Below are 20383 nucleotides of genomic sequence, written 5' to 3'. Positions count from 1 at the left end.
GCTGTTTAATAATTTTTTTAGCTTTGGCAACAGCCCCACACTCAATACTTGTCGGTTAAGGGAAAAAAGGTGAATGGTTCAAGGGAAAGAAAAAACCCTTAACCCTTAACCAATTTTGAGTTCAAAATACTTAACCGAGTAGTATTACCCCCACTCTTCTGTATTTCATCACAAAACTCAGTATAATTAACTAGAAGCTTAAGCAAATATAGAACAGTCTAAATAAGCTAAGGTTTACACACAAACAATTTTCAATCATCATCCAATCCTAGAATTGTAGAGTGCGTTAACCTATGGCATAACGCACTCTACTGAATTGATATCCCCAAATTTGCAACACATTACTGCTGTTGTCTAAGTTGCTGTTGGAGTTTCAATGTTTCCATTTGCTGTCTTTGTTGATTTAGTTGGAATTGTTCAAACGGTTGCTGTCTTAATTGATTTTGTAGTCTAAGTTGTCCATGTGGTTGTTGTGGATTTAGTTGATTTTGCAATCTAAATTGTTCAAATCGTTGTTGCTGTCGGAGCATTCGTTCATCTTGCTGCTGCCTAAAGTTTTGCCATAGTTTTTGAGAAGATGATTGTTTTGCCAAGTTTTGGCTTTCTTGTTCTAGCTGCGGTTGGTTTTGAAGTATCGTTTCACTTATATTGGCTCTCACAGCAGAAGAAATGACGAATTCTGTTGCTAAGACAATAAATAGTAGCCCTGATTTAACTAACAATGAATGCTTCATACAGTTTTCTCAAAAAGGTAGTTTTTTGTTTTTGTTACTACGTTAAATTTAAATATTTACCTTTTACTTTCTATTTTAATTGGGTACAACTCTTTTAGGGATACGCTGAGTAAAATTCAGACAGGAATTGCAAGGGGTGGAGGGGTCATAAATAATCCCACATAATTATTTACAGATGATTTTCAAGTCTAGATAAGGGTTTCATCCCTAAATTTTGTGTAACCACTTAAAACAACGAGCTTGTTTCATCATAGGTGCAAATCAGCCTTTTTTTGTTCTCTTACATCCTCTTCCTACTGAGGACATAAGTTTCCTTAACTGAACTGTATTTTGCTGTGGGACTATCATTCTCTGTCAGATCACCCTGCATCTGTAATCCCAGATGGCTGGCGATTGTTCCACTTAAGCGCCGATGGTCGATCATGGCATATACTGTTTCGTCGAGCAGGGCGATCGCGATCGCTGGCTCGCGACGAGATCGGGTGATTAAATTCTGACTCATTGAAAGATTCTCCATTAGGAACTAGGTTAAAATACGAGTATTGCTCATATTTACAAAATAGGATTATTGATCATATTTTGTCAAGATAAATATGAGCAATGCTCATGTATTTACCAAAGCCAGAAAGGTAACTATGACTGAAAGCCCATCAGCCGCAAGTGGAATGCGCCGCAAACCCAGACAAGCTCGTAGTCAGGAACGAGTCAATCGAATTTTGGATGTAGCAGAAGAACTGTTTATTACTCAAGGCTATGCTGCAACCACAACCAATGCGATCGCCTCTGGTGCTAAAGTTCCGATTGGGTCACTATATCAATTTTTTCCTGACAAATCTGCAATCATGCAGGCACTCGCTTTGCGTCATGAAGAAAATATTCATCAAAAGTTGGCAGTGCTGGATAATCCTGAATTAGCCAATCTGCCCTTAGAGGTTCTGGTAGAACAATTAATTGATATCACCGCCCAGCATTTCTCGGATAATCCTGGTTACTACGCCATTTTTATGGCACTCCAGAGTACAATGCCCGAATTACAAGCTGTCGAAGAGGTGATGGATACTCAATTGATGCAAGATTTAGCCAGTTTACTAGCTAAACGGGCAGCAGGGTTAGAGACAGCAGACTATGAAGCGATCGCCTTTATTTTAGTCAAAGCGATCGGCACATTACTATGGTTATCTCTTAGTCAAGAGACAACATTTCAACAGAGATTGATAGCAGAAACCAAACGGTTAGCTTTAAGTTATCTGCAAAGCTATTTCCCGTCTGATATCATGTCTAGCTAAACTTTGACGCAACCTCTATCCAGGGTTCTGCAAATCTTTTCAACAAACTGGTTAGGGGTACAGCCAGCAGAATTCCTAACACTCCACCTAATTTTGCGCCACACAGCAGAGAAATAAAAATGACCGCAGGATTTACGCCAGTCATTTGACCCATTAAACGCGGCGCAACAATAGTTTCGTTAATCTGTCCTACCAACACCACTATTACTAATAACTTAACTGCTAACCAAATATTTTGGATAGCAAGTATGGGAAGAATTAGGGATACTGTCACAGTTCCACCAAAAGGTATAAAGCTGGCTATCCCAATCACTATGCCAAATAATAATCCGAAGGGAATTTGAAAAACTAAGAACAAAGCGATGAGTGCAGCACCTTCAATCATTGCTAAAGTTGCTTGTCCAGCAAAGTAGTTTTGGAAACTCTGCTGAATCAGAGATGGTAATTTGATATTCCAAGGTTTTGGGAATAGTTTAAACAGTACATTCCACAGAGTAGAACCGTTGAAAATTAAGAGTATAGTGAGGACTATTGTAATCAGTAAATTCAGCGTACTATCAAAGACACCAAAGATAAAATCTACAATTTGACTGGGTAAAGATTCTAGACTTTGGGTAACTTTATTGGTAACTTCTGTAATCAGGTTAGCAGCATCAAAGGATAAGCCTGCTAGGGGTGTATCGATGTGGATTTCTTGGAGTTGTCTTTGTCCTTGGTCTATTAATGCTGGTAGGCGATCGCCAAATTCAATTAGTTGTTGATATCCAAGAGGCGCAACACCAAAACCCAGAATCAAAAAGGCTGTGACGGCAATTATTAAAACTAGCAATACAGACCAAACTCGGCTTACACCCCGTTTTTCAAGATAACTAATGGGAAAATTTAAGAGAAAAGCTAGTAAACCAGCAACTAATAAAATATTGGGTATTGGTTGTAATTGCTGGGAGATAATTTGTAACAACCACAAATTAAGAAATAGTACCGGAATCACCAAGCCCCAAACTGTCCAACGGGGGAGATTCAAATTTGCTAACATCTATTTTATTTACCTCACAATTTTTTTAAAAGCAAACAGGTAACAGTAAATATTAAGTAGTGGCGTGGAAAACATTAAATGTTGTATTAAAATTATCTTATGGGATGGGCTTATTGCCCGTCCCACAAAGACTAAATATTGGCACTATTTTAGGCTTGCTACGCCACTACAAGACTAATGTTTCAGCATGAAATTAATCGAGTAATAAGCAACGCCAACACAGATATTCTTATTGTGGTTCGCGTTTCATGAACCACAATTGCAGATTATCTTGTAATAGTTTGTCGCTATCCACAACGACAAATCCTTGTCTTTGATAAAAACGTACTCCTGATGGTGTGGAAGTTTCTAAATAACAAGTAAAACCTTCTTTATCTGCTCGATTGAGTACAGGTTGTAGCAGCTTTTGTCCCACACCTTGATTTTGAAAATCTGGAGAAACACCAAGCATCTTCAAATACCAATGTGGTGTTTTCATAATTGTTCGATGGTATTTATCTACTTTTTGATTGGCGGATAAAAAATCTACCATTTTGCGAACACCAATTTTTTGTGGTAGGGCAATTAATCCAGCTTGCAACCATTGTAATATACTATCGCTGGAGTATTCTGGTGGTGTCCAAACCGCAACTCCTTTGATGCCATGATTGGTTATATAAATTTCCTCGGAGCGTTGATAATAACACAATACTGTGCGAGAAATCCACTCAACTGCATCTATTCTCTGCTGATGTTTTTCTGGGAGAAAGTATGATAGAAATGGGTCTTGAATAAATGCTTGACCTAATACTCGTGCGCCATCTTGGATCTGATTTTGATTGAGTTTAATTATGGTATAGTCTGGCATATTTTTTTTGATGGTTGAAAAATCTTGAGATGTATTTCTGTGAGTTGTCATAAAAAGCTCCTACTAAATTCAATTAATTCTTGACTTGCGTAATTTCATCACGATTGGGATTATCTATTGATGCGGTGATGATTACCTCAATCTGACAGATTTATCACACTAATTCAGCCGATTTATTAAAGTATTTTTCTAAGGGAGAATAGGCAAAGAACAGCAACACCCAAAAATAATCCCATAACTCTTGGTTAATATATGCTACTCCAATGGAAATCAATGCACATATCGGTTCGATTAAGGCTTTGATTTTTATGGAGCGAATTGTCGCATCATCCAAATCACTATCTACTAGTTTGCGATCGCCTGTCGCATAAGACCAACTTATCCACGAAATAAACCCGATTGCAGCAATATCCAAGCTAAACCAAACTTTGACCAGAAAACTATCTGGAAAGGTCATAACTAAATCATTGGATAAAGGCACTAAAAATAAGACCATTAAATACGCTACAGAAATCCATAAATGGTTTTCATCGGTTATTTTTAAATACTTTAATTGCCGAGAATGAGAAATCCAATAAGTTGCCACTAAAACAAAGGTAATAGCATAAGTTCCTAACGGTTTTAACTGACTAAATAAAAACCCATTGATATCACCATCCGTCATTCCTTTAGCATCTTCTGGTAAGTCAAAGGCAATTACCATTAAAGCCATTGCAAAAGCAAAAATAGAATCACTCAAGCGTGCCAAAGATAGAATACTTTCGGAATTATTTTTATTGGTTGGAATCATCTTATCTTGCTCTATTAAGTCCTGCATAATTTCAGTTTATCCACAACATTAAAGTTAAATATAACCCCGATTTCTTGAAGAAGTCGGGGTTATGAAGGCAACCTACTTCTGATATCTGGAAGTACATTCTATGCGACTGCTTTCAAGAGAAATTGAATACCGTGTCTAGCGCGGAGGGTAATAGATATCTGAAGTTCAATGTTTTGCTCGTTAACAAGATCCAGTTGAAATTTTTGGGCGATAGTTGCTAGTAATAATACTGCTTCCATCATGGCAAAACTCTTACCAATACAAACACGAGGCCCATCACCGAAGGGGAAATACACACCACGAGGTAATTGTTTTTCTAGGTCATTAGCCCAGCGTTCTGGCTGAAATAATTCTGGTGCGGAAAAATAACGCGCGTCGCGGTGCATAGCCCATTGACTAAACATTATGTTTGTTCCTTTGGGGATAAAATAGCCACCAATTTCACAATCTTGGGTTACTTCCCGTGAAATTTCAGTCACAGGAGGATACAGCCGCATGGATTCTTTAATCACCCAATTGGTGTAGGTTAACTGGGGTAAATCAGCCAAGGTGGGTGTGCGTCCATTCAACACTGTTTTGAGTTCTGCACTAAGTTTTTCGCGGACATCAGGATTTTGCGCCAATTGCATGAATGTCCAAGAAAGGGTGTTAGCGGTGGTTTCATGTCCTGCCAAAATTAATGTTACGGCTTCATCTCGCAATTGTTTATCAGTCATGCGGCTACCATCATCCGCATCTTCGACTTGCATCAGCATTCCTAATAAATCTTTGCCTGTTTTACCACTGGCGCGACGCTCTTTAATGATGGCATATATTGTTTCATCAAATAGAGCGATCGCTTTTTGGTAACGTCTCTCAATCTCTTCTTCACTAATCTCTTGGGTGTTTTGTTGCAACTCCTCAATTTCCGACAGTGCAGACATGACTTCTTTGGCTGCTTGATATTCAAACCAGTTCATGGTTTCAACTAGCGCATTGTCAATACTAACTGCGGCTGTATCCATGACATCCTGATTAAACAGAGTTTTCATAACGATGTTGAGGCTGAGGCGCATCATAGCTGCTTGTATATCCTTCACCTCACCGCCTTGCCAAGTTTTTAACATTTGCTCGGCATAATCCACCATCACCGCCGCATAGCTGTTAATTTGTTGTTGGTGAAAGACTGGTTGGGCTAGTCGTCGTTGTCGTAACCAAAAATCGCCCTCACTGGTGATCAAGCCATTACCTAGTACACCACTGATTACTTGCAGGTCTTTTGCTTTCACAAACAAAAGTCTGTCTTTTAACACTTGAGTAATATAGTCGGGATTGGTCAACACACAAAACAATTGATCGTCAAATTTTAGAGGAACGATACCTTCATATTCTTGGGTGCAGCGTTGCATAAATCCCAGATGATCACTGCTGTATTCTTCTAAAGCGGTTACAGGATTGGGATGGGGTAGGGTCAGTAAATTCTTACTCATGGTCAGAGACTCCATTAAGTTAACCGTTTATGTGAGCAAAGCTCATATTTAAATAATATGAGTATTATTCATGTTTGTCAACAAAAATGTGAGTAAACCTCGTTTATAGTGACAAAGATGAGTTAGCCGCTCAATACTACTCGGTTAAGGATTTTCAATTCTTAATTTGGTTTGGGGAAAAGGTGTACCCCTGCGCTTAAGCAAGCTACGCGTAGCGTCTGTGCAGGAGAAAGGGGAAGGGTTAAAGGTTTTTTCTTACCCCTTTTCCCCTTCCCCTTTTGCCCTTAACCGACAAGTATTGGTTAGCCGCCACCTCTAAAATTATCCTGATAGCAAACGCATTGGTGAACGTAAGTGCCACAAGTCTTTACCTGCCCAGATTTTAGCTTCCTTACCGAAGGGGCTAGAATTTAGCAATGCTTGCAGTTCTTTTTCAAATACATCGTTGGAGTTGTGAACCACAATGTGAACAGGTTCAGCACCCAATTCCAGCATGAAGCTAACAACACTGTAAACTAAATCGGGATCGCCGTAGATAGCGAAGCGCTTACCGTGAACCCAAGCATGGGAGTCAGTCATTGCGTCAACTGCACGACCGCGTTCGATTTCTAGTTCTTCAGGAATGGGTTTACCAGTCAGTTCGCTGAGTTTCATCAAGAACTCATCAGTACCCTTGATACCCCAAGGACGAGAAACTACTACATCTTGCTTCCATTCTTTAGCGATGTAATCACGGGTCTTAGGAGTAGAATGAGCTTGCAGTACAACTGTAGCTTTAGCATTAATTGCATCTGCTGCATCTTCCAACTTAGTACCACCTGGGTACATATTAAATTCACCATCATTGGGTGAATCTACATAGTCGCTGCTATCTGAGAGCAGGGTGTAGTCTAAGCCCATCACGGAAGCGATACGCTTGATTTCGCGGTAATTGCCTACATAGGTGTCAAAACCAGCGATAAAGTTGATTTTGCCATTGCTGGTAGATTTCTTCTTACCTGCTGTTAAGGTAGTCAGAATTCCCTTCATCATGTTGTCATAGCCAGTGATGTGGGAACCAACAAAGCTAGGAGTGTGAGCAAAAGGTACAGGAAAATCTTGAGGAACTGAACCTGCGTTCTTAGCGTTGGTAATAAACGCACCCAAGTCATCACCAATAACCTCAGCCATACAGGTGGTGCAAACTGCAATCATTTTGGGCTTGTAAAGCTTGTAAGAGTTTGCCAAGCCATCAATCATGTTTTGCAGACCACCAAACACGGCTGCGTCTTCAGTCATAGAAGAAGACACACCAGAGAATGGTTCTTTGTAGTGACGGGTTAAGTGGGTACGGAAGTAAGCAACGCAACCTTGAGAACCTTGAACAAAAGGTAGAGTACCTTCAAAGCCAGCAGCAGCGAACATAGCGCCTAAAGGTTGGCAACCTTTAGCTGGGTTAACTGTCAACGCTTCACGAGCGAAGTTCTTTTCACGATAATCCCAGCTTTTTGTCCATTCTGCAACCCGTTCTACTTCAGCGGGGTCATGACCGTTTTCAAACTCTTTCTTGTTTTGAAAAAGTTGTTTGTACTCGGGTTGGTGGAACAGTTGAACGTGATCTTGAATGTTATCTGGATTCTGAGGCATTTCTGGATCTCCAAGCTGACTGAATTCGTGACTGACTGGTCAAAGATGAGGATTTCGAGCGTGGGTAGGTGATGAGAGGTAAGGGTGGGAGTGGGAATATTATTCAAAATTCAAAATGCAAAACCAAAATTATCTATTTTGAATTTTTAGTTTTGAATCTTGGATTCCCAAATCCCCCCTGGGGTTTTAAGCCCCAGGCCCCTTCTAATCTCTCGATTCCATTACTCTAAACGGCAGCTTTAGCTTTAGCGCCAGCTTTCTTGCTCCAAGGAGCACCGATTAGACCCCAGGTTGGGCTGTTGAGTGCCAAATCCATGTCGCGAGCGAAGATGGCAAACCCGTCATAACCGTGATAAGGGCCGGAGTAATCCTTTTTATGGTTCAATTACTTTCAGTAGCCTAATGTTTGCTGTAATCAATGTCAGTTCTAAACATTGTTCGCGGAGAACACATTTATTTTTAGGCTAAATCTAGGCTAAAAATACCGCTATGCATAACCAGGGTCAAGACAAATATCAACAAGCTTTCGCTGACTTAGAGCCAGTTTCGTCTACCGATGGCAGTTTTTTCGGCTCGAGTCTGCAAGCACAGCAGCAAAGAGAACACATGAGAACAAAAGTCCTGCAAGAGTTAGAGAAAGTAAATCTGCGTTTAAAGTCTGCGAAGACAAAGGTAACAATTCGGGAATCTAACGGAAGTCTGCAATTAAGGGCAACTTTACCCATTAAACCAGGAGATACAGATAAAAACGGCACTGGCAGAAAACAATATAATATCAGCTTGAATATTCCTGCTAATTTAGATGGACTGAAGACGGCAGAAGAAGAAGCCTATGAGTTAGGCAAGTTAATTGCCCGTAAAACCTTTGAATGGAATGATAAATATTTAGGCACTGAGGCAATTAAAAAAGATTTTCAAACTATAGGAGAATTACTCGCCAAGTTTGAAGATGAGTATTTTAAAACTCATAAACGCACTACAAAAAGCGAACATACCTTTTTTTATTATTTCTCAAGGACACAGAGATTTACTAATTCTCAAGATATTGCCACGGCTGAAAATTTAATAAGTTATATTGACAAAATTGATAAAGAATGGTCTAAATATAATGCAGCAAGAGCTATAGCGGCATTTTGTCAGACATTCAAAATTGAAATTGATTTATCTAAATATTCTAAAATGCCCGATCGCAATTCTCGCAACATCCCCACAGATGGGGAAATAGCCACAGGAATTGCCAAGTTTGAAGAATATTTGCTTTCCAGAGGTAATCAAGTAAACCAAGATGTGAAAAATAGCTGGCAACTTTGGCGCTGGGCTTATGGAATGTTAGCAGTTTTTGGTTTACGTCCCAGAGAATTATTTATTAATCCTGATATTAATTGGTGGTTGAGCCAAGAAAATGTAGATTTGACTTGGAAAGTCCATAAAGATTGTAAGACAGGGGAAAGACAAGCCTTACCTTTACATAAGCAATGGATTGAAGATTTTGATTTAAGAAATCCCAAGTATTTAGAAATGCTGGCAACAGCGATTAGTAAAAAAGATAAAAATAATCATGCAGAAATCACAGCTTTAACGCAGAGAATTAGTTGGTGGTTTAGGAAAATTGGTTTAGATTTTAAGCCCTATGATTTACGTCATGCTTGGGCAATTCGGGCGCATATTTTGGGGATACCAATTAAAGCGGCAGCAGATAATTTAGGGCATAGCGTGCAAGTGCATACGCAAACTTATCAGCGTTGGTTCTCGCTGGATATGCGGAAATTGGCGATTAATCAAGCTTTGAGTAAACGCGATGAAGTTGAATTGATTAGAGAAGAGAATGCAAAGTTGCGGATGGAGAATGAAAAGTTGAAGTTGGAAATTGAGAAGTTGAAAATGGAATTGGTTTATAAGCGGAGTTAAAGGTGTTGATAAAATTGAGGCGGTGCGTTGCGCTGCGCGACAACACACCCTACGTTAATTTGGAGAGTTGGGGCGAGTGCTTTTATATATAGCTATGATTTCAAATATCCGTTACATTTATGGCATTTCCTAAAAAAGGTTCCCGTCGCATTATAGTAGATGGAATTGGCTATCGTTGGCGATATCCTCCCAAACCAACTCAGAATCAAGAGGATGCTGAGTTAGGAGTTATCGTTACAGTTCAACAGCTTAATTGCGATGGTGCAGTACTAGTTCTGATCTTTCCTCGCTATCACATGAGTGGTTCATATAGTGCTCTAGAGCTTAGGAAACCTGTCTTGCCTTCTGAGGTTGCTCAGTCTATTCAAAAGGCATTAAGTGCTGGTTGGCAAGGGAACAAGCCAGGGAAAGCTTTCTTTTGGAATGTACAATAAATAGGGCGATCGCATTTCTTCCGTAGGGTGTGTTGTCGCGAAGCGCAACGCACCGTCATATCAAACATCCCAAATATCTGACACAAGCTGAATCTCACCACTGCTACCCCAATCTAATGGGTAAATTTGCTGCTGGATAAAACGATGAATGCTCGAAAAAGACCATTTTTGAGGTGATTCACAAAGCTGGTGCTTCACAGGATTGTAATGAATATAATCGCAATGATTAGCAAAATCAGCATCATCTCGTATGTGATGCTCCCAAAAGCGGCGTTGCCATAGGTTGCGCTCTTTACGCTTTTCTCGTGAACGGGAGATAGCAAAATCAAGTCCTAACTGATGTCCATAGTATTTGGTGACAAAGCGTTTGATCAACAGCATTCGCATCGATATGTTGTTATCTTCTGTTGGTAGAGTCCATAAGGTATGAAAGTGATCAGGTAAGAGAACAAAGGCATCAATGGAGAATGGGTAATTCTGCCGGACGTGCTGAAGGGCGGCGCGGAGAGCATTACGCCCTGTATCGGAGCAAAGCCAGGGTTGGCGTTGGTAGGTAACTTGGGTGATGAAGTAAGTGCCACCGGAAATATTATATCTGCGGTAGTTGGGCATGGGCGTGAGGGGATGGAGTTTGTTGTTAGGATGCCCATAATTGATTCGGTGCGTTGCGCTGCGCGACAACACACCCTACGTTAATTTGGTGGTGCGATCGCTCTCCTTTAGCTGCCAATACTTCGATATCATAAGGGTATCGGGTTCTGGTGAGCAGATTGGGTTATGGAAAGCATTAAGCTGAGAACATATATTGGTGATGATGGAATTTTGCAAATCCAACTTCCGCCGGAAATTGCTAACCAAGAATTAGATGTAGTGATTGTCTTTCAACCTGTGATTACAGAATCCTCACAATCTGCAATCAAACCGCCCCAAGAACTAGGATACTCACACAGATTTGTTGAAGAAGTAGTAGGTAGTTGGGAAGGTGAACCGCTTGAACGTCCAGAACAACTACCCTTTGAGGAACGGGAGGAGATTCAATGGCCTACCTCCTAGATACAAATGCTTGTATCCAAATTCTCAATTCAGCAAATTCGCCTGTCACCCAAAAAATTCTCTCAATTCCTTCTCAAGATATTTACCTCTGTACTGTTGTTTATAGCGAACTGTATTATGGAGCTTACAAAAGCGCAAACGTTAATAGAAACCTCTCTCATTTAGAAAATTTATTTGCAGAATTTGCTGTTTTACCACTGGATATTCAAGCTGCAAAAATAGCGGGAAATATTCGTGCTAATCTCAATGCTTTAGGTACTCCAATTGGAGCAAATGATTTGTTAATTGCTGCGATCGCCTTAGCAAATGACCTGACTCTTGTCACCCACAACACTCGCGAATTTAGCCGTATTGATGGCTTGAAGTACGAAGATTGGGAATAGCACTGATGAACTCGTCAGGGAAAGTGTACCTAAACATGATATTGCGATCGCATTTCTCCCATCTAGGTGCGTTGGGCTGCGCGACCACACACCCTACTATCTAAAATAGAATATTAAGTTCAAGTAAATTCAAGTATTATCTATTAATAATTGGTAATATGCTTCTAAATGATGTGCTACAAACTGTTAGTAAACTATCCCATCAAGACAAATTGCGTCTCATGCATTTTCTTTTACTGGAAGTAGCAAAAGAAGAAGGATGCAATCTAGAATCTATCGATAATCAAGAGCAGGAACAAGCGCTGCTAAAACAACTGGAATCTACTGAAGCAGTTGTATGGTCACCTTATGAAGTTCACGAAGCGGATCAGACATTATCTGACATTCTAAAAGTAGCAAAATTAGTACCTAATGCTGAGATATTATAGAAATATAGAGTTGTGGTTGTGTTTGTGTCTGCAAAAGACATTTTTCACCAAGCTGTTAAACGGGCGTTGGAAAAAGAAGGTTGGGCGATCACTCACGATCCTCTAATTCTTAAGTTTGGCAAAGATAAAATGTCCGTTGATTTAGGTGCAGAAAAAATATTAGCAGCCGAGCGAGGAACAGAGAAAATAGCAGTTGAAATTAAAAGTTTTTTAGGAGACTCAGAGCTATTTGACTACCATGCAGCTTTGGGTCAGTTTCTTAATTATCGATTAGCTTTAAGGCTGAGGGAACCTGAACGCATACTGTTCTTAGCAGTTCCGGTGTCAACCTATCGTTCGTTATTTAGCCGGGACTTTGCTCAAATATCAGTACAAGAATATCAAGTTAAACTAATAGTTTACGAACCTAATAGTGAGGTAATTGTGCAATGGCAGAGCTAGAGCAATATCGTGAATATATTCAGGGTTTATTAACTAAATATGGCAGTTACCAAGCTGTGGAAGAAGATGTAGAAATTCAGTTAATATTTGACACGATGCGCGATCATTACCAAATTCTAGAAATTGGTTGGGATGGATATGACCGCATTTATAATTGTGTGATCCATCTGGATATTAAAAATGAAAAGATATGGATTCAGCGTAATATGACGGATGTGCAGATTGCTGAAGATTTGGCTGAGATGGGAGTGCCTAGAGATGATATTGTTTTGGGATTACAGCCATCAAACCTCCGTCAATACACACAATATGGCGTAGCGTGATTTTTTCTGAAAGCAAAATTTCCCTAAAGGCTTTGCCCGTAAGGGTTGCCGTAGGCATCGCACTCCTCCGGTGGGTAGCTGGTGGTAAACATTTCCTATGGCAAATTCTGATTTACAACTCGTGAATCAGGTTTACAACTTGTGAATCAAGTGCACGAACTCGTGCATCAAGTTTACAACTCGTGAATCAAGTGCACGAACTCGTGAATCAAGTTTACAACTTGTGAATCAAGTTCACGAACTCGTGCATCAAGTTTTCTATTCGTGCCGCAAGTTCACAATTCGTGAATCAAAATCAGAAGGTATAAATTGAGGATAAGACGCTCAAAATTTGATATTGAGAGCAAATTTAGCAAATTTAACCGCAATTTCTCTGTTCCCAGATGCCAAGGTTTTAAAATTTCTGTAGCTTTACTCAGGCTGATGTGTCTGCTGATTGCGTATGTTGATGATATATAGCGAACTCAGCATAAAGTATTATCAGGGTTCTCTATGTGAAATTCATCTACATAGGAAAACTTTATGAGGCAACAGAGACGAAATTCCAGGGCGTTAACCAAGGCTGAACGTCGGATTGAAGGGTTACAGATGATTGACCCTGACCTAAATTTTGGTAATGAGTTTTCAATTGCTAATTATAATGGCATGGTTCAGCAGTTGCGAGAGAAGCTAGCTGCTTATAACCAAGCAAAAACGTTAGTAGAAAAGACACAGACTGCATTAGTTGATGCTGAACGTGTATTAAATAATTATTCTGAGCATATGCTGTTGAATGTTGCCTCTCGTTATGGCAAGAATAGCGATGAGTATGGGATGGCTGGTGGAACGCGCAAGTCCGAGCGACGAAAACCACGCCCAGCCGCCAAGCCAGATGTGATATCTGCGGAAGCTTAAGTTGAGGGGGAAAGGGAAAAAGGGAATGGAAAAGGGGAAGAAAAAACCTTTAACCCTTAACCTTTAACCTTTTCTCCAAAACCAATTTTGAGTTCTAAACGCTTAACTGATACCAAATCAAATAATATTTGCGACACATCAATAATATTCTAGAGGGCAGGGCAATGCCCATGCCCCTACAATCTGTCGCATTCTTTTTTCAAATTGGTATTACGCAGCAGCCATTTGCGATTTTGCTGGTTACAATTGTGTCGTCATTTGTAGCCCAAGAACGGAGGCGAGAATTATTACATGGCTCTTTCTGAAACAATTATTGAATTAGTTGTTGATAAAGTATTGATTGGTGGGATTGTTTTGGTTGCAGGTTACTGGCTGAATAAGAGATTTGAGATATTTAAGAATGAAACTAATGAAAAATATCATCAAAGACAACTGATTGCAGAGCTTGAGCATCAACAGCAGCAACAAATATCTGAGCTAGAAAATCAGATTACTATGGCTAGGCATAATGCAGAGCTTGAGTTTATCGAAAGACAAATATCTGAATTTTACTGGCCTATATACTTGCGGCTAGAAAAAGATAATGTTATGTGGAAGCGAATCAAATCTCTGAGTCATGAACAAAATGTTTTACCTGACGCGGCAAGTATTACAATTGAGAAGGAATTTATTCTAGAAAATCGTAAGGATTCAGGTGGCAGAGTATTGACAAAGGGATCGCTTGAGGAGGAGTATCACAGATATGAACCAAAACCTGCCTCAAGATTTAGACCGGGAAAGCTTGAACCAGTTATCGAAACAAGAACTGGTAGAGATAATCATTGAGCAGAGCAAGGTAATAGGTGAATTACAGAAAACAGTATTAGAACTACAGCAAGAAATAGAACGTTTAAAAGTCAGCAGAGATTTAGACAGCAAAACCTCATCTAAGCCGCCATCAGGGGACATCCTCAAAAAGAGTGAAAACAAAAAAGCAGCACCGCAAGAAGAATCAAATCATCCCAAAAGAAAGCCAGGTGGGCAACCAGGGCATCAAGGTAAGACCCGTAAGGGTTTTGGTAGAGTAGATCGTTGTGAAATCTTACGTCCAAGTGATTGTGTCTGTTGTGGTCAAAAAGCGTTTGCGGCTGTGGCAGTAAAAGTAGAAAAACAGTCTGTAGCGCAACTAGTGGAGCGTCCCATTGAAATAGTTGAGTATCAACGCCATACGTGCCAGTGTGAGTACTGTGGCAATATACAAACAGCCTCCTGGTCACAAGATATCATCCCAGGACAGGATTTAGGGATTTCTTTACAGGCATTTTTAGGATGGGCAAATAATTATGCACATATGCCCTATGAAAAACAGCAAGAAATGTTGTGGGAGTTAGGTCAAATTGAAATTGGGCTGGGAACTTTAGTCACCACAAATGAACGAATTCAAACAGCGATTCAACCAAGCATTACTGAGTTAAGTAATTGGGTAAAACAGACACAACCTAACATTCATGTGGATGAAACACCTTGGTCTGTCAAGGGAGTTAAAGAATGGTTGTGGGTAGTTGCCAATTCTGAGTTTTGCCTGTTTACTGCTGCTGACACTCGTTCCAGAGCAGAACTAGAAGCCATTTTAGGGGCTAAATATACAGGGGTAATCAGCAGCGATGATTTTAGTGTTTACAATGGCTATGCGGTGCCTGAGCAGCAGAAATGTTTGGCTCATCTACGCCGTCACTTCAAAAAACTAATTCAACTTCCAGGTCTTCACAACCAAGCTATTGGTGAAGCATTTGTGGATTTAATTGATGAAGCTTTTGGAAATTATGCCCAATGGTTTGAGACTCTTGACTGCGCCAGTTATAACGATTGGGTCAATCAATTCAAATCTAAATTGCAACAAACACTTGATGACTGGATTAACTTAGCCGGAGCTACAGCAGGAAACCTTTTACGTTCCTTGCGCGATAAAGCCTCCCAATGGTGGTATTTCCTTGACAACCCTGAAGTTCCTCCTGATAACAATCAAGCCGAGCGATCGCTGCGTTTGGCTGTGACAAAACGTAAAGTTAGTGGTGGTTCCCGTTCGATGGAGCGGTTTCAACATACTGCCAATTTGTTGACGGTGGTTCAAACCTGTCGTCGTCAAAGTCTGTCTGTTATTGATTTTTTTGTACAAGCACTAATTGCTGACTCTATTAATTCTCAGTCTCGCCCTTCTCTAGTTCCTCAATTTTAGACCTGAATCCTTACAGAAAATCATCAAGAAATAGTTGATATTATCGAATCTAAAATTCATTTAGCGGAAAATGCAAATAATGGCAAAGATTTGATTAATGAGCTATTAAAATATATCAAGCACGTTGCAGTATATAAAACAATCCGTTCTGTAAAGGAACTCGAAAGATTTAATCCTGTAGATATGAATGAACCATTCCCCGAAAAGCTTTTCCCTTTAATTGAAAGTAACTTTCGCAGCTTACAGCATAAATATGAATACCTGAGAAATGTGAAATTTGGCGAACTTAATAAAGAAAGCTATTAATAATAAAAAGCCTGTTTGCGATCGCGCTCCGCAAACAGACTTATTGGTTCTTGGGTTCTAATTAAGCTTGTTCCCAAAGTTCACGTACATGATCGGGTAGCCAGCTAGCAATTTCCTGAATCCGTTCTTGGGAAAGTTCGTCTTTGGTGGCAGAAAATACGGCTTTTACTGCTTGCTCTCGTTCAACTGTGCGTGGCATTCCGCTTTCATTAGCAACTCGGAACAGAAAGCGATCAGAATCAATTTTAAAAATACCAGGGCCTTGCCAAGGTGGACGAACCCGGCTTAAAAATCCGACAATCGGATTGGTATCTTTCCAGAGATCAGCCACTTCAAACTGGAGTGCTTTCTCATCTGTAGGCACGGCTTCTGTATGCAATTCTGACTCAACGCGATCGCTAGCTTCTGTTGTCATTAAGTCGCGCATGACGCGAAATACAACTTCGGTAAAGTCTCTGGCATCATATAAATCTGCAAATCCGCTTCTTACCATGACTTTTTCTAGGAAAGAGCGATGTTCATCTGCGATCGCAGTTCTGGAATCTTCAATCTCTGTGGGGTCAACTTCTGGTATGTTTTGTCTGAAAGTTTGATCGGGCATGGTTTTTCTTTTAGTTCTGAATATTAAGTCTTTCTGCTTACCTATGTAAGGTCGCACAAATCAAAAACCCTTGGTCTCATCCAGAAGTTCGAGATATCATCAAACCAAAAGTAAGAAATTCCATAGATCAAAAGACTTACGCAAGTGTCATATTTTTCCCGCAATGCTTGTCCAGAGTCCAAAGTCAAAAGTCCAATTTTTGACCTTTGACTCTTGACTACCACCGTAGAAAATATTTGTGCCAGTTGTGTAAGTTCTGGATAAAAAATAAAAGAAGCGATCGCCTATGTATGTGAAAAAACAGTCAGAATAGATACATCCCCTACCTGTTTCAGGACGCAATGAGAACAGTAGAGCAAAGGCTGAAAATTATTGATTACCGTCAAGAGAAAGCATCAAATGCGTTTGTACCTCAACCTGCTGTTCTCTCAAGTTTGGGATGGGATGGTATACATTTTGAACTCCATCAACAGCCAAAGTTTGAGGTAGCTGAACATCAACACACAATGCATGTAATTGCGGCGGGAATTTCTGACTTATCATCAAGTTACTCATCGGGAGAACGATGGTTAGATGGAAAGCTGATAAAAGAAAGGCGTAATTCGGGCGACATTGCCATTATTCCTGAAGGTATTGCTCACCGTTGCAATTGGAATACCCCAGCTCAGTTTATGATTTTGGCATTTGATGCGGCACTGCTCAAACAAGTTGGGGAAGATTTAGTGAATTGCGATCGCATTCAACTTATCCCTCATTTTATGAGTAGGCAAGATGAATTAATCCAAGGCATTTGTTGGGCTTTGAAAGCAGAATTAGAATCAGGGAAAATGGGGGGGTATTTACTAATTGATAGCCTCAAAACTACATTAGCTATTCATTTATTACGTAACTATTGCACTACCCAACCTAAGCTGTCTACTTATACTGATGGCTTATCTCAATTCAAGTTGCAACAGCTAAAAGAGTATATTAAAGAACATCTTCATCAAGAAATCAAGCTGAGTGAGATAGCTGCGATCGCTCAGATGAGTCAATATCACTTTTTGCGTTTATTCAAGCAAAGTATGGGAGTTACGCCTCACCAATATATTTTGCAATGTCGGATTAATCGAGCTACATATTTATTGCAATACAGTCAACTGAGTATTGCAGACATAGCTATGAGAGTAGGTTTTTGCGATCAAAGTCATTTGACTCGATATTTTAAGCGCGTTGTGGGCGTAACACCAAAACAATTTATGGAAAGCGGCGGGAAACTTCATCCTTTATAGGAGGAAAGGAATAGTCGCCCCGCCGCTTGGGGCATTGGGCAATGGGCATTGGGCAATGGAAACTTCTTCTCTATGCCAGATTTTTAAGCTCGTTATTCATACCAGGCCTTGTTTTGGCATAACCAATCATGAAAATCTTTCTTTCCCATGCCCCATGCCCTATCCCCTATGCCCTAAGCGCAAAAATATACAAAGAATCCGCAACTTTTTTCTAGAGTCATAGATAGCCAGCTTCTTAAGCTATCAGTAACAGAGAAAATTGCAGTGGCGGAGGTAATAATGCAAATCGAGCAAACAGAGGTGATGATTTCCACGCCTGACGGAAAAATGCCAGCTTGGTTATGTACATCTACTAAAGGTGAACGCCAGCCAGCCATCCTGTTGCTGATGGAAGCATTTGGTTTAACATCACATATTAAAGATGTAGCCGCCAGAATTGCTCAGGAAGGATATATGGTTCTGGCTCCAGATTTATATTATCGTGAGTTGCCAAACAATAAATTCGGATATGACGAAGTTGAGCAAGCAATGGCGATGATGTATCGCCTCGATTTTGGCAAACCGATGGAGAAAGATATTTGGGCAGCATTGGCTTATGTAAAATCACGACCTGATGTGTATCCAAATAAAGTAGGCGTGACTGGCTTTTGCTTAGGTGGTGGTTTGAGTTTTTTCACAGCTTGTTATTTATCATCAGAGATTGCGGCTGCGGCTCCTTTCTATGGAATGGTTCTGGATGAGTGGCTATTTGCCGTCAAAAATATCACAGTACCAGTTTACTTATTTTTTGGTGGTAAAGATCCATTTATTCCAGGCGATCGCATTAAACAAATCGAATCTCGCTTTCAAGAATTCGGCAAAGAATACAGCTTGAAAGTTTATCCCGATGCCGATCATGGATTTTTCTGTAATGAGCGTTCTTCTTACAATCCCTCAGCCGCCGCAGATGGTTGGCGCGAACTGACACAATTTTTCCATAAACATCTCCGGGAGTGAAGCTGTGTAAATATTGGATGCTCGCCAATGTGAATATACCCTGTTTTCAGAGACCATTTCATTTATTAAGTAGGGTGTGTTAGGCGCTGATTTCCAATATAAATTGTCACTAAATAACTATCCTCGCGCCTAACGCACCATCCACGCGGTGGTGCGTTACGGCTAAATTACATTGTCTCTAAGTCCCGAATACTTTCATAGCCGTAACACACCCTACAGTTACTTTATAAAATAAATAACCTCTCAAACTACTTATATATCATAAACAAGCAGAAGATTTACTTTTTTACTCCCTATGAAAGGTAAATATTTGGTGACATAAAACTGTCGGTAGCCCAAAAAACTGAGTGCATAAAACCTAATTTTGTATTAGTTAATTCTGATATTACTGCATATTCACAATAGTACCCTTGGGGGTACTACACGTTTGAAATATTGTTAATTACAGTATATTTATACCAAATCAAATAATGTTTGTGACACATCAATATATTCTAGAGGGCAAGCCATTGCCTTGCCCCTACAATCTGTCGCATTCTTTTTTCAAATTGGTATTAGATTACTCAACCACAAGAAAAACTATGGCACTTGTTTCTACATTTGAAGTATTATTAAAGCCACAATTACCACCCGTTAAAGGGCTAGAAAATCTTAGCCGTAAGGTAATTCAAGGCTATTTCTTGACCATTGCTAATGTGAACTTTTTTCCTGTCACACTATCTGTAGTATTTACAGTCAAATTCCCCAGCGATCCAGGTAATCCAGGAGCGCTACCCAAAAATTTTGAAGATTTTCTCGAAGCTGTAGATATTTCAGGAGTAAATATCATCTCCAATTCTTCACTTGTACCAGAGAAAGTTCCACAAAATAACAAGGCAAGGCTGACTTTTACCATTCCTGAGAATGGTACTAGTTTACTGCTGTTGCAACCTGATATTACAAAATCTGCTATAACTTCGGGAGCAAACTTTGAAGCTCGTGGGTATGTAGAAATTTTCTTGTCTTCCCTTTCTGGTTCAGATGCAGCTACTTTACTTGTAACACCTGAACACCGTGGTACTTTCTTCAAAGATATAACAAGTAATAACCCCGATAAGATTTCGCTCGATCAAATTGCTTATGCTCTCCCTGTGAGTAACGGCGGAGTTTTTAAGCTCTCTAATTAGCAGATACAGCACTTTTGAAGTAAGTGAGGGAAATCATGAGTAATAAGTAATAAGTAATGAGTAATGAGTAAGAAATTTACTTATTACTCATTACTTTTTTCAATTATTTGCTGTATTTAATAAACATAATTAATAATTTTTATTTC

The 20383-nt window shown here is 39.8% G+C and carries 24 protein-coding genes; 15 read left to right on the top strand and 9 right to left on the bottom strand.

Translation table 11 applies throughout. The features are described from left to right. Nucleotides 1–341: 341 nt before the first annotated feature. Both HGR01_RS27420 and HGR01_RS27415 read right to left on the bottom strand, forming a co-directional pair. Nucleotides 342–734, bottom strand: coding sequence for a hypothetical protein (locus tag HGR01_RS27420; protein ID WP_045868675.1), 393 nt, complete (start codon nt 732–734; stop codon nt 342–344). Nucleotides 735–1014: 280 nt separating this feature from the next. Beyond that, nucleotides 1015–1236, bottom strand: a complete 222-nt coding sequence (locus tag HGR01_RS27415; RefSeq protein ID WP_096621816.1) for a hypothetical protein — start codon at nt 1234–1236, stop codon at nt 1015–1017. 133 nt (nt 1237–1369) lie between these two features. On the opposite strand from HGR01_RS27415, the gene HGR01_RS27410 reads away from it, so the two are divergent. Next, a complete protein-coding gene (locus tag HGR01_RS27410; protein WP_045868677.1) occupies nt 1370–2020 on the top strand; it encodes a TetR/AcrR family transcriptional regulator in 651 nt (216 codons plus the stop codon). On the opposite strand, the gene HGR01_RS27405 is transcribed toward HGR01_RS27410, so the two are convergent. The 5 genes from HGR01_RS27405 to nifK form a co-directional block, all read right to left on the bottom strand. Then, on the bottom strand, nt 2013–3056 hold the full coding sequence (locus HGR01_RS27405) for an AI-2E family transporter (protein WP_045868678.1): 1044 nt from the start codon (nt 3054–3056) through the stop codon (nt 2013–2015). The two genes, HGR01_RS27410 and HGR01_RS27405, sit on opposite strands and share 8 nt — an antisense overlap. A gap of 229 nt (nt 3057–3285) precedes the next feature. After that, nucleotides 3286–3954, bottom strand: coding sequence for a GNAT family N-acetyltransferase (locus tag HGR01_RS27400; RefSeq protein WP_096621812.1), 669 nt, complete (start codon nt 3952–3954; stop codon nt 3286–3288). 103 nt (nt 3955–4057) lie between these two features. Then, nucleotides 4058–4720, bottom strand: a complete 663-nt coding sequence (locus tag HGR01_RS27395; protein ID WP_052335096.1) for a TMEM175 family protein — start codon at nt 4718–4720, stop codon at nt 4058–4060. Nucleotides 4721–4821: 101 nt separating this feature from the next. Beyond that, nucleotides 4822–6192: a cytochrome P450 gene (locus HGR01_RS27390; protein ID WP_045868680.1), complete on the bottom strand. Its 1371-nt coding sequence runs from the start codon at nt 6190–6192 to the stop codon at nt 4822–4824. Nucleotides 6193–6513: 321 nt separating this feature from the next. Next, complete coding sequence (gene nifK, locus HGR01_RS27385; protein ID WP_045868681.1) at nt 6514–7818, bottom strand: nitrogenase molybdenum-iron protein subunit beta; 1305 nt, start codon at nt 7816–7818, stop codon at nt 6514–6516. Nucleotides 7819–8307: 489 nt separating this feature from the next. Between nifK and HGR01_RS27380 the strand changes: the two genes are divergently transcribed. Together HGR01_RS27380 and HGR01_RS27375 are read left to right on the top strand one after the other, a co-directional pair. Beyond that, entirely contained in the window at nt 8308–9726 is a 1419-nt protein-coding gene (locus HGR01_RS27380) for a site-specific integrase (RefSeq protein ID WP_194007856.1), read from the top strand. A 119-nt stretch (nt 9727–9845) separates the two neighbouring features. Further along, the gene (locus HGR01_RS27375; RefSeq protein ID WP_045868682.1) at nt 9846–10160 is read left to right on the top strand and encodes a hypothetical protein; all 315 of its coding nucleotides are present in this window, start codon (nt 9846–9848) and stop codon (nt 10158–10160) included. A gap of 60 nt (nt 10161–10220) precedes the next feature. On the opposite strand, the gene HGR01_RS27370 is transcribed toward HGR01_RS27375, so the two are convergent. Further along, nucleotides 10221–10772: an REP-associated tyrosine transposase gene (locus tag HGR01_RS27370; protein WP_045868683.1), complete on the bottom strand. Its 552-nt coding sequence runs from the start codon at nt 10770–10772 to the stop codon at nt 10221–10223. 165 nt (nt 10773–10937) lie between these two features. On the opposite strand from HGR01_RS27370, the gene HGR01_RS27365 reads away from it, so the two are divergent. The 9 genes from HGR01_RS27365 to HGR01_RS27325 all read left to right on the top strand — a co-directional run bounded on the left by HGR01_RS27365 (nt 10938) and on the right by HGR01_RS27325 (nt 16203). Continuing rightward, the gene (locus tag HGR01_RS27365; RefSeq protein ID WP_045868684.1) at nt 10938–11213 is read left to right on the top strand and encodes a hypothetical protein; all 276 of its coding nucleotides are present in this window, start codon (nt 10938–10940) and stop codon (nt 11211–11213) included. Next, nucleotides 11198–11596 carry a type II toxin-antitoxin system tRNA(fMet)-specific endonuclease VapC gene (vapC, locus tag HGR01_RS27360; RefSeq protein ID WP_045868685.1) on the top strand — a complete coding sequence of 133 codons (399 nt, stop codon included), beginning with the start codon at nt 11198–11200 and terminating at the stop codon, nt 11594–11596. Before HGR01_RS27365 ends, vapC begins: the two co-directional genes overlap by 16 nt. Nucleotides 11597–11754: 158 nt before the next feature. Beyond that, nucleotides 11755–12024 carry a hypothetical protein gene (locus tag HGR01_RS27355; protein ID WP_045868686.1) on the top strand — a complete coding sequence of 90 codons (270 nt, stop codon included), beginning with the start codon at nt 11755–11757 and terminating at the stop codon, nt 12022–12024. A gap of 24 nt (nt 12025–12048) precedes the next feature. Next, nucleotides 12049–12465: a XisH family protein gene (locus HGR01_RS27350; protein WP_045868687.1), complete on the top strand. Its 417-nt coding sequence runs from the start codon at nt 12049–12051 to the stop codon at nt 12463–12465. Further along, nucleotides 12453–12788, top strand: coding sequence for a XisI protein (locus HGR01_RS27345; protein WP_045868688.1), 336 nt, complete (start codon nt 12453–12455; stop codon nt 12786–12788). Before HGR01_RS27350 ends, HGR01_RS27345 begins: the two co-directional genes overlap by 13 nt. A 522-nt stretch (nt 12789–13310) precedes the next feature. Then, a complete protein-coding gene (locus HGR01_RS27340; RefSeq protein ID WP_045868689.1) occupies nt 13311–13682 on the top strand; it encodes a hypothetical protein in 372 nt (123 codons plus the stop codon). Nucleotides 13683–13973: 291 nt separating this feature from the next. Continuing rightward, nucleotides 13974–14507, top strand: a complete 534-nt coding sequence (locus HGR01_RS27335; protein ID WP_081583915.1) for a hypothetical protein — start codon at nt 13974–13976, stop codon at nt 14505–14507. Next, the gene (tnpC, locus tag HGR01_RS27330; protein ID WP_045868690.1) at nt 14425–15897 is read left to right on the top strand and encodes an IS66 family transposase; all 1473 of its coding nucleotides are present in this window, start codon (nt 14425–14427) and stop codon (nt 15895–15897) included. Before HGR01_RS27335 ends, tnpC begins: the two co-directional genes overlap by 83 nt. Nucleotides 15898–15987: 90 nt before the next feature. Next, on the top strand, nt 15988–16203 hold the full coding sequence (locus HGR01_RS27325) for a hypothetical protein (protein WP_228045798.1): 216 nt from the start codon (nt 15988–15990) through the stop codon (nt 16201–16203). Nucleotides 16204–16264: 61 nt separating this feature from the next. Here HGR01_RS27325 and HGR01_RS27320 read toward each other — a convergent pair whose 3' ends face one another. Then, nucleotides 16265–16804, bottom strand: coding sequence for a DUF2267 domain-containing protein (locus HGR01_RS27320; RefSeq protein ID WP_045868691.1), 540 nt, complete (start codon nt 16802–16804; stop codon nt 16265–16267). Between the two features lie 341 nt (nt 16805–17145). Here HGR01_RS27320 and HGR01_RS27315 point away from each other — a divergent pair, with 341 nt between their 5' ends. The 3 genes from HGR01_RS27315 to HGR01_RS27305 all read left to right on the top strand — a co-directional run bounded on the left by HGR01_RS27315 (nt 17146) and on the right by HGR01_RS27305 (nt 20237). After that, the gene (locus HGR01_RS27315) at nt 17146–18075 is read left to right on the top strand and encodes a helix-turn-helix transcriptional regulator (RefSeq protein ID WP_045868692.1); all 930 of its coding nucleotides are present in this window, start codon (nt 17146–17148) and stop codon (nt 18073–18075) included. A 279-nt stretch (nt 18076–18354) separates the two neighbouring features. Further along, on the top strand, nt 18355–19071 hold the full coding sequence (locus HGR01_RS27310; protein WP_045868693.1) for a dienelactone hydrolase family protein: 717 nt from the start codon (nt 18355–18357) through the stop codon (nt 19069–19071). Between the two features lie 581 nt (nt 19072–19652). After that, a complete protein-coding gene (locus HGR01_RS27305; RefSeq protein WP_045868976.1) occupies nt 19653–20237 on the top strand; it encodes a hypothetical protein in 585 nt (194 codons plus the stop codon). The last annotated feature ends 146 nt before the right edge of the window (nt 20238–20383 follow it).

This window comes from Tolypothrix sp. PCC 7712, from assembly GCF_025860405.1.
In the GTDB taxonomy this organism is placed as follows: Bacteria; Cyanobacteriota; Cyanobacteriia; order Cyanobacteriales; family Nostocaceae; genus Aulosira; species Aulosira diplosiphon.
This window is presented reverse-complemented; position numbering and strand designations above follow the sequence as displayed.

Bases quoted from the DNA above. Each gene is read 5' to 3' on its own strand.
- HGR01_RS27335 (WP_081583915.1), top strand. From the start codon at position 13,974: ATGGCTCTTTCTGAAACAATTATTGAATTAGTTGTTGATAAAGTATTG.
- HGR01_RS27345 (WP_045868688.1), top strand. From the start codon at position 12,453: ATGGCAGAGCTAGAGCAATATCGTGAATATATTCAGGGTTTATTAACT.
- HGR01_RS27400 (WP_096621812.1), bottom strand. From the start codon at position 3,954: ATGACAACTCACAGAAATACATCTCAAGATTTTTCAACCATCAAAAAA.
- HGR01_RS27315 (WP_045868692.1), top strand. From the start codon at position 17,146: ATGAGAACAGTAGAGCAAAGGCTGAAAATTATTGATTACCGTCAAGAG.
- HGR01_RS27305 (WP_045868976.1), top strand. From the start codon at position 19,653: ATGGCACTTGTTTCTACATTTGAAGTATTATTAAAGCCACAATTACCA.
- HGR01_RS27405 (WP_045868678.1), bottom strand. From the start codon at position 3,056: ATGTTAGCAAATTTGAATCTCCCCCGTTGGACAGTTTGGGGCTTGGTG.
- HGR01_RS27370 (WP_045868683.1), bottom strand. From the start codon at position 10,772: ATGCCCAACTACCGCAGATATAATATTTCCGGTGGCACTTACTTCATC.
- HGR01_RS27355 (WP_045868686.1), top strand. From the start codon at position 11,755: ATGCTTCTAAATGATGTGCTACAAACTGTTAGTAAACTATCCCATCAA.
- HGR01_RS27380 (WP_194007856.1), top strand. From the start codon at position 8,308: ATGCATAACCAGGGTCAAGACAAATATCAACAAGCTTTCGCTGACTTA.
- tnpC (WP_045868690.1), top strand. From the start codon at position 14,425: ATGAACCAAAACCTGCCTCAAGATTTAGACCGGGAAAGCTTGAACCAG.
- HGR01_RS27395 (WP_052335096.1), bottom strand. From the start codon at position 4,720: ATGCAGGACTTAATAGAGCAAGATAAGATGATTCCAACCAATAAAAAT.
- HGR01_RS27320 (WP_045868691.1), bottom strand. From the start codon at position 16,804: ATGCCCGATCAAACTTTCAGACAAAACATACCAGAAGTTGACCCCACA.
- HGR01_RS27410 (WP_045868677.1), top strand. From the start codon at position 1,370: ATGACTGAAAGCCCATCAGCCGCAAGTGGAATGCGCCGCAAACCCAGA.
- HGR01_RS27340 (WP_045868689.1), top strand. From the start codon at position 13,311: ATGAGGCAACAGAGACGAAATTCCAGGGCGTTAACCAAGGCTGAACGT.
- HGR01_RS27365 (WP_045868684.1), top strand. From the start codon at position 10,938: ATGGAAAGCATTAAGCTGAGAACATATATTGGTGATGATGGAATTTTG.
- HGR01_RS27375 (WP_045868682.1), top strand. From the start codon at position 9,846: ATGGCATTTCCTAAAAAAGGTTCCCGTCGCATTATAGTAGATGGAATT.
- HGR01_RS27420 (WP_045868675.1), bottom strand. From the start codon at position 734: ATGAAGCATTCATTGTTAGTTAAATCAGGGCTACTATTTATTGTCTTA.
- HGR01_RS27310 (WP_045868693.1), top strand. From the start codon at position 18,355: ATGCAAATCGAGCAAACAGAGGTGATGATTTCCACGCCTGACGGAAAA.
- HGR01_RS27390 (WP_045868680.1), bottom strand. From the start codon at position 6,192: ATGAGTAAGAATTTACTGACCCTACCCCATCCCAATCCTGTAACCGCT.
- nifK (WP_045868681.1), bottom strand. From the start codon at position 7,818: ATGCCTCAGAATCCAGATAACATTCAAGATCACGTTCAACTGTTCCAC.
- vapC (WP_045868685.1), top strand. From the start codon at position 11,198: ATGGCCTACCTCCTAGATACAAATGCTTGTATCCAAATTCTCAATTCA.
- HGR01_RS27415 (WP_096621816.1), bottom strand. From the start codon at position 1,236: ATGAGTCAGAATTTAATCACCCGATCTCGTCGCGAGCCAGCGATCGCG.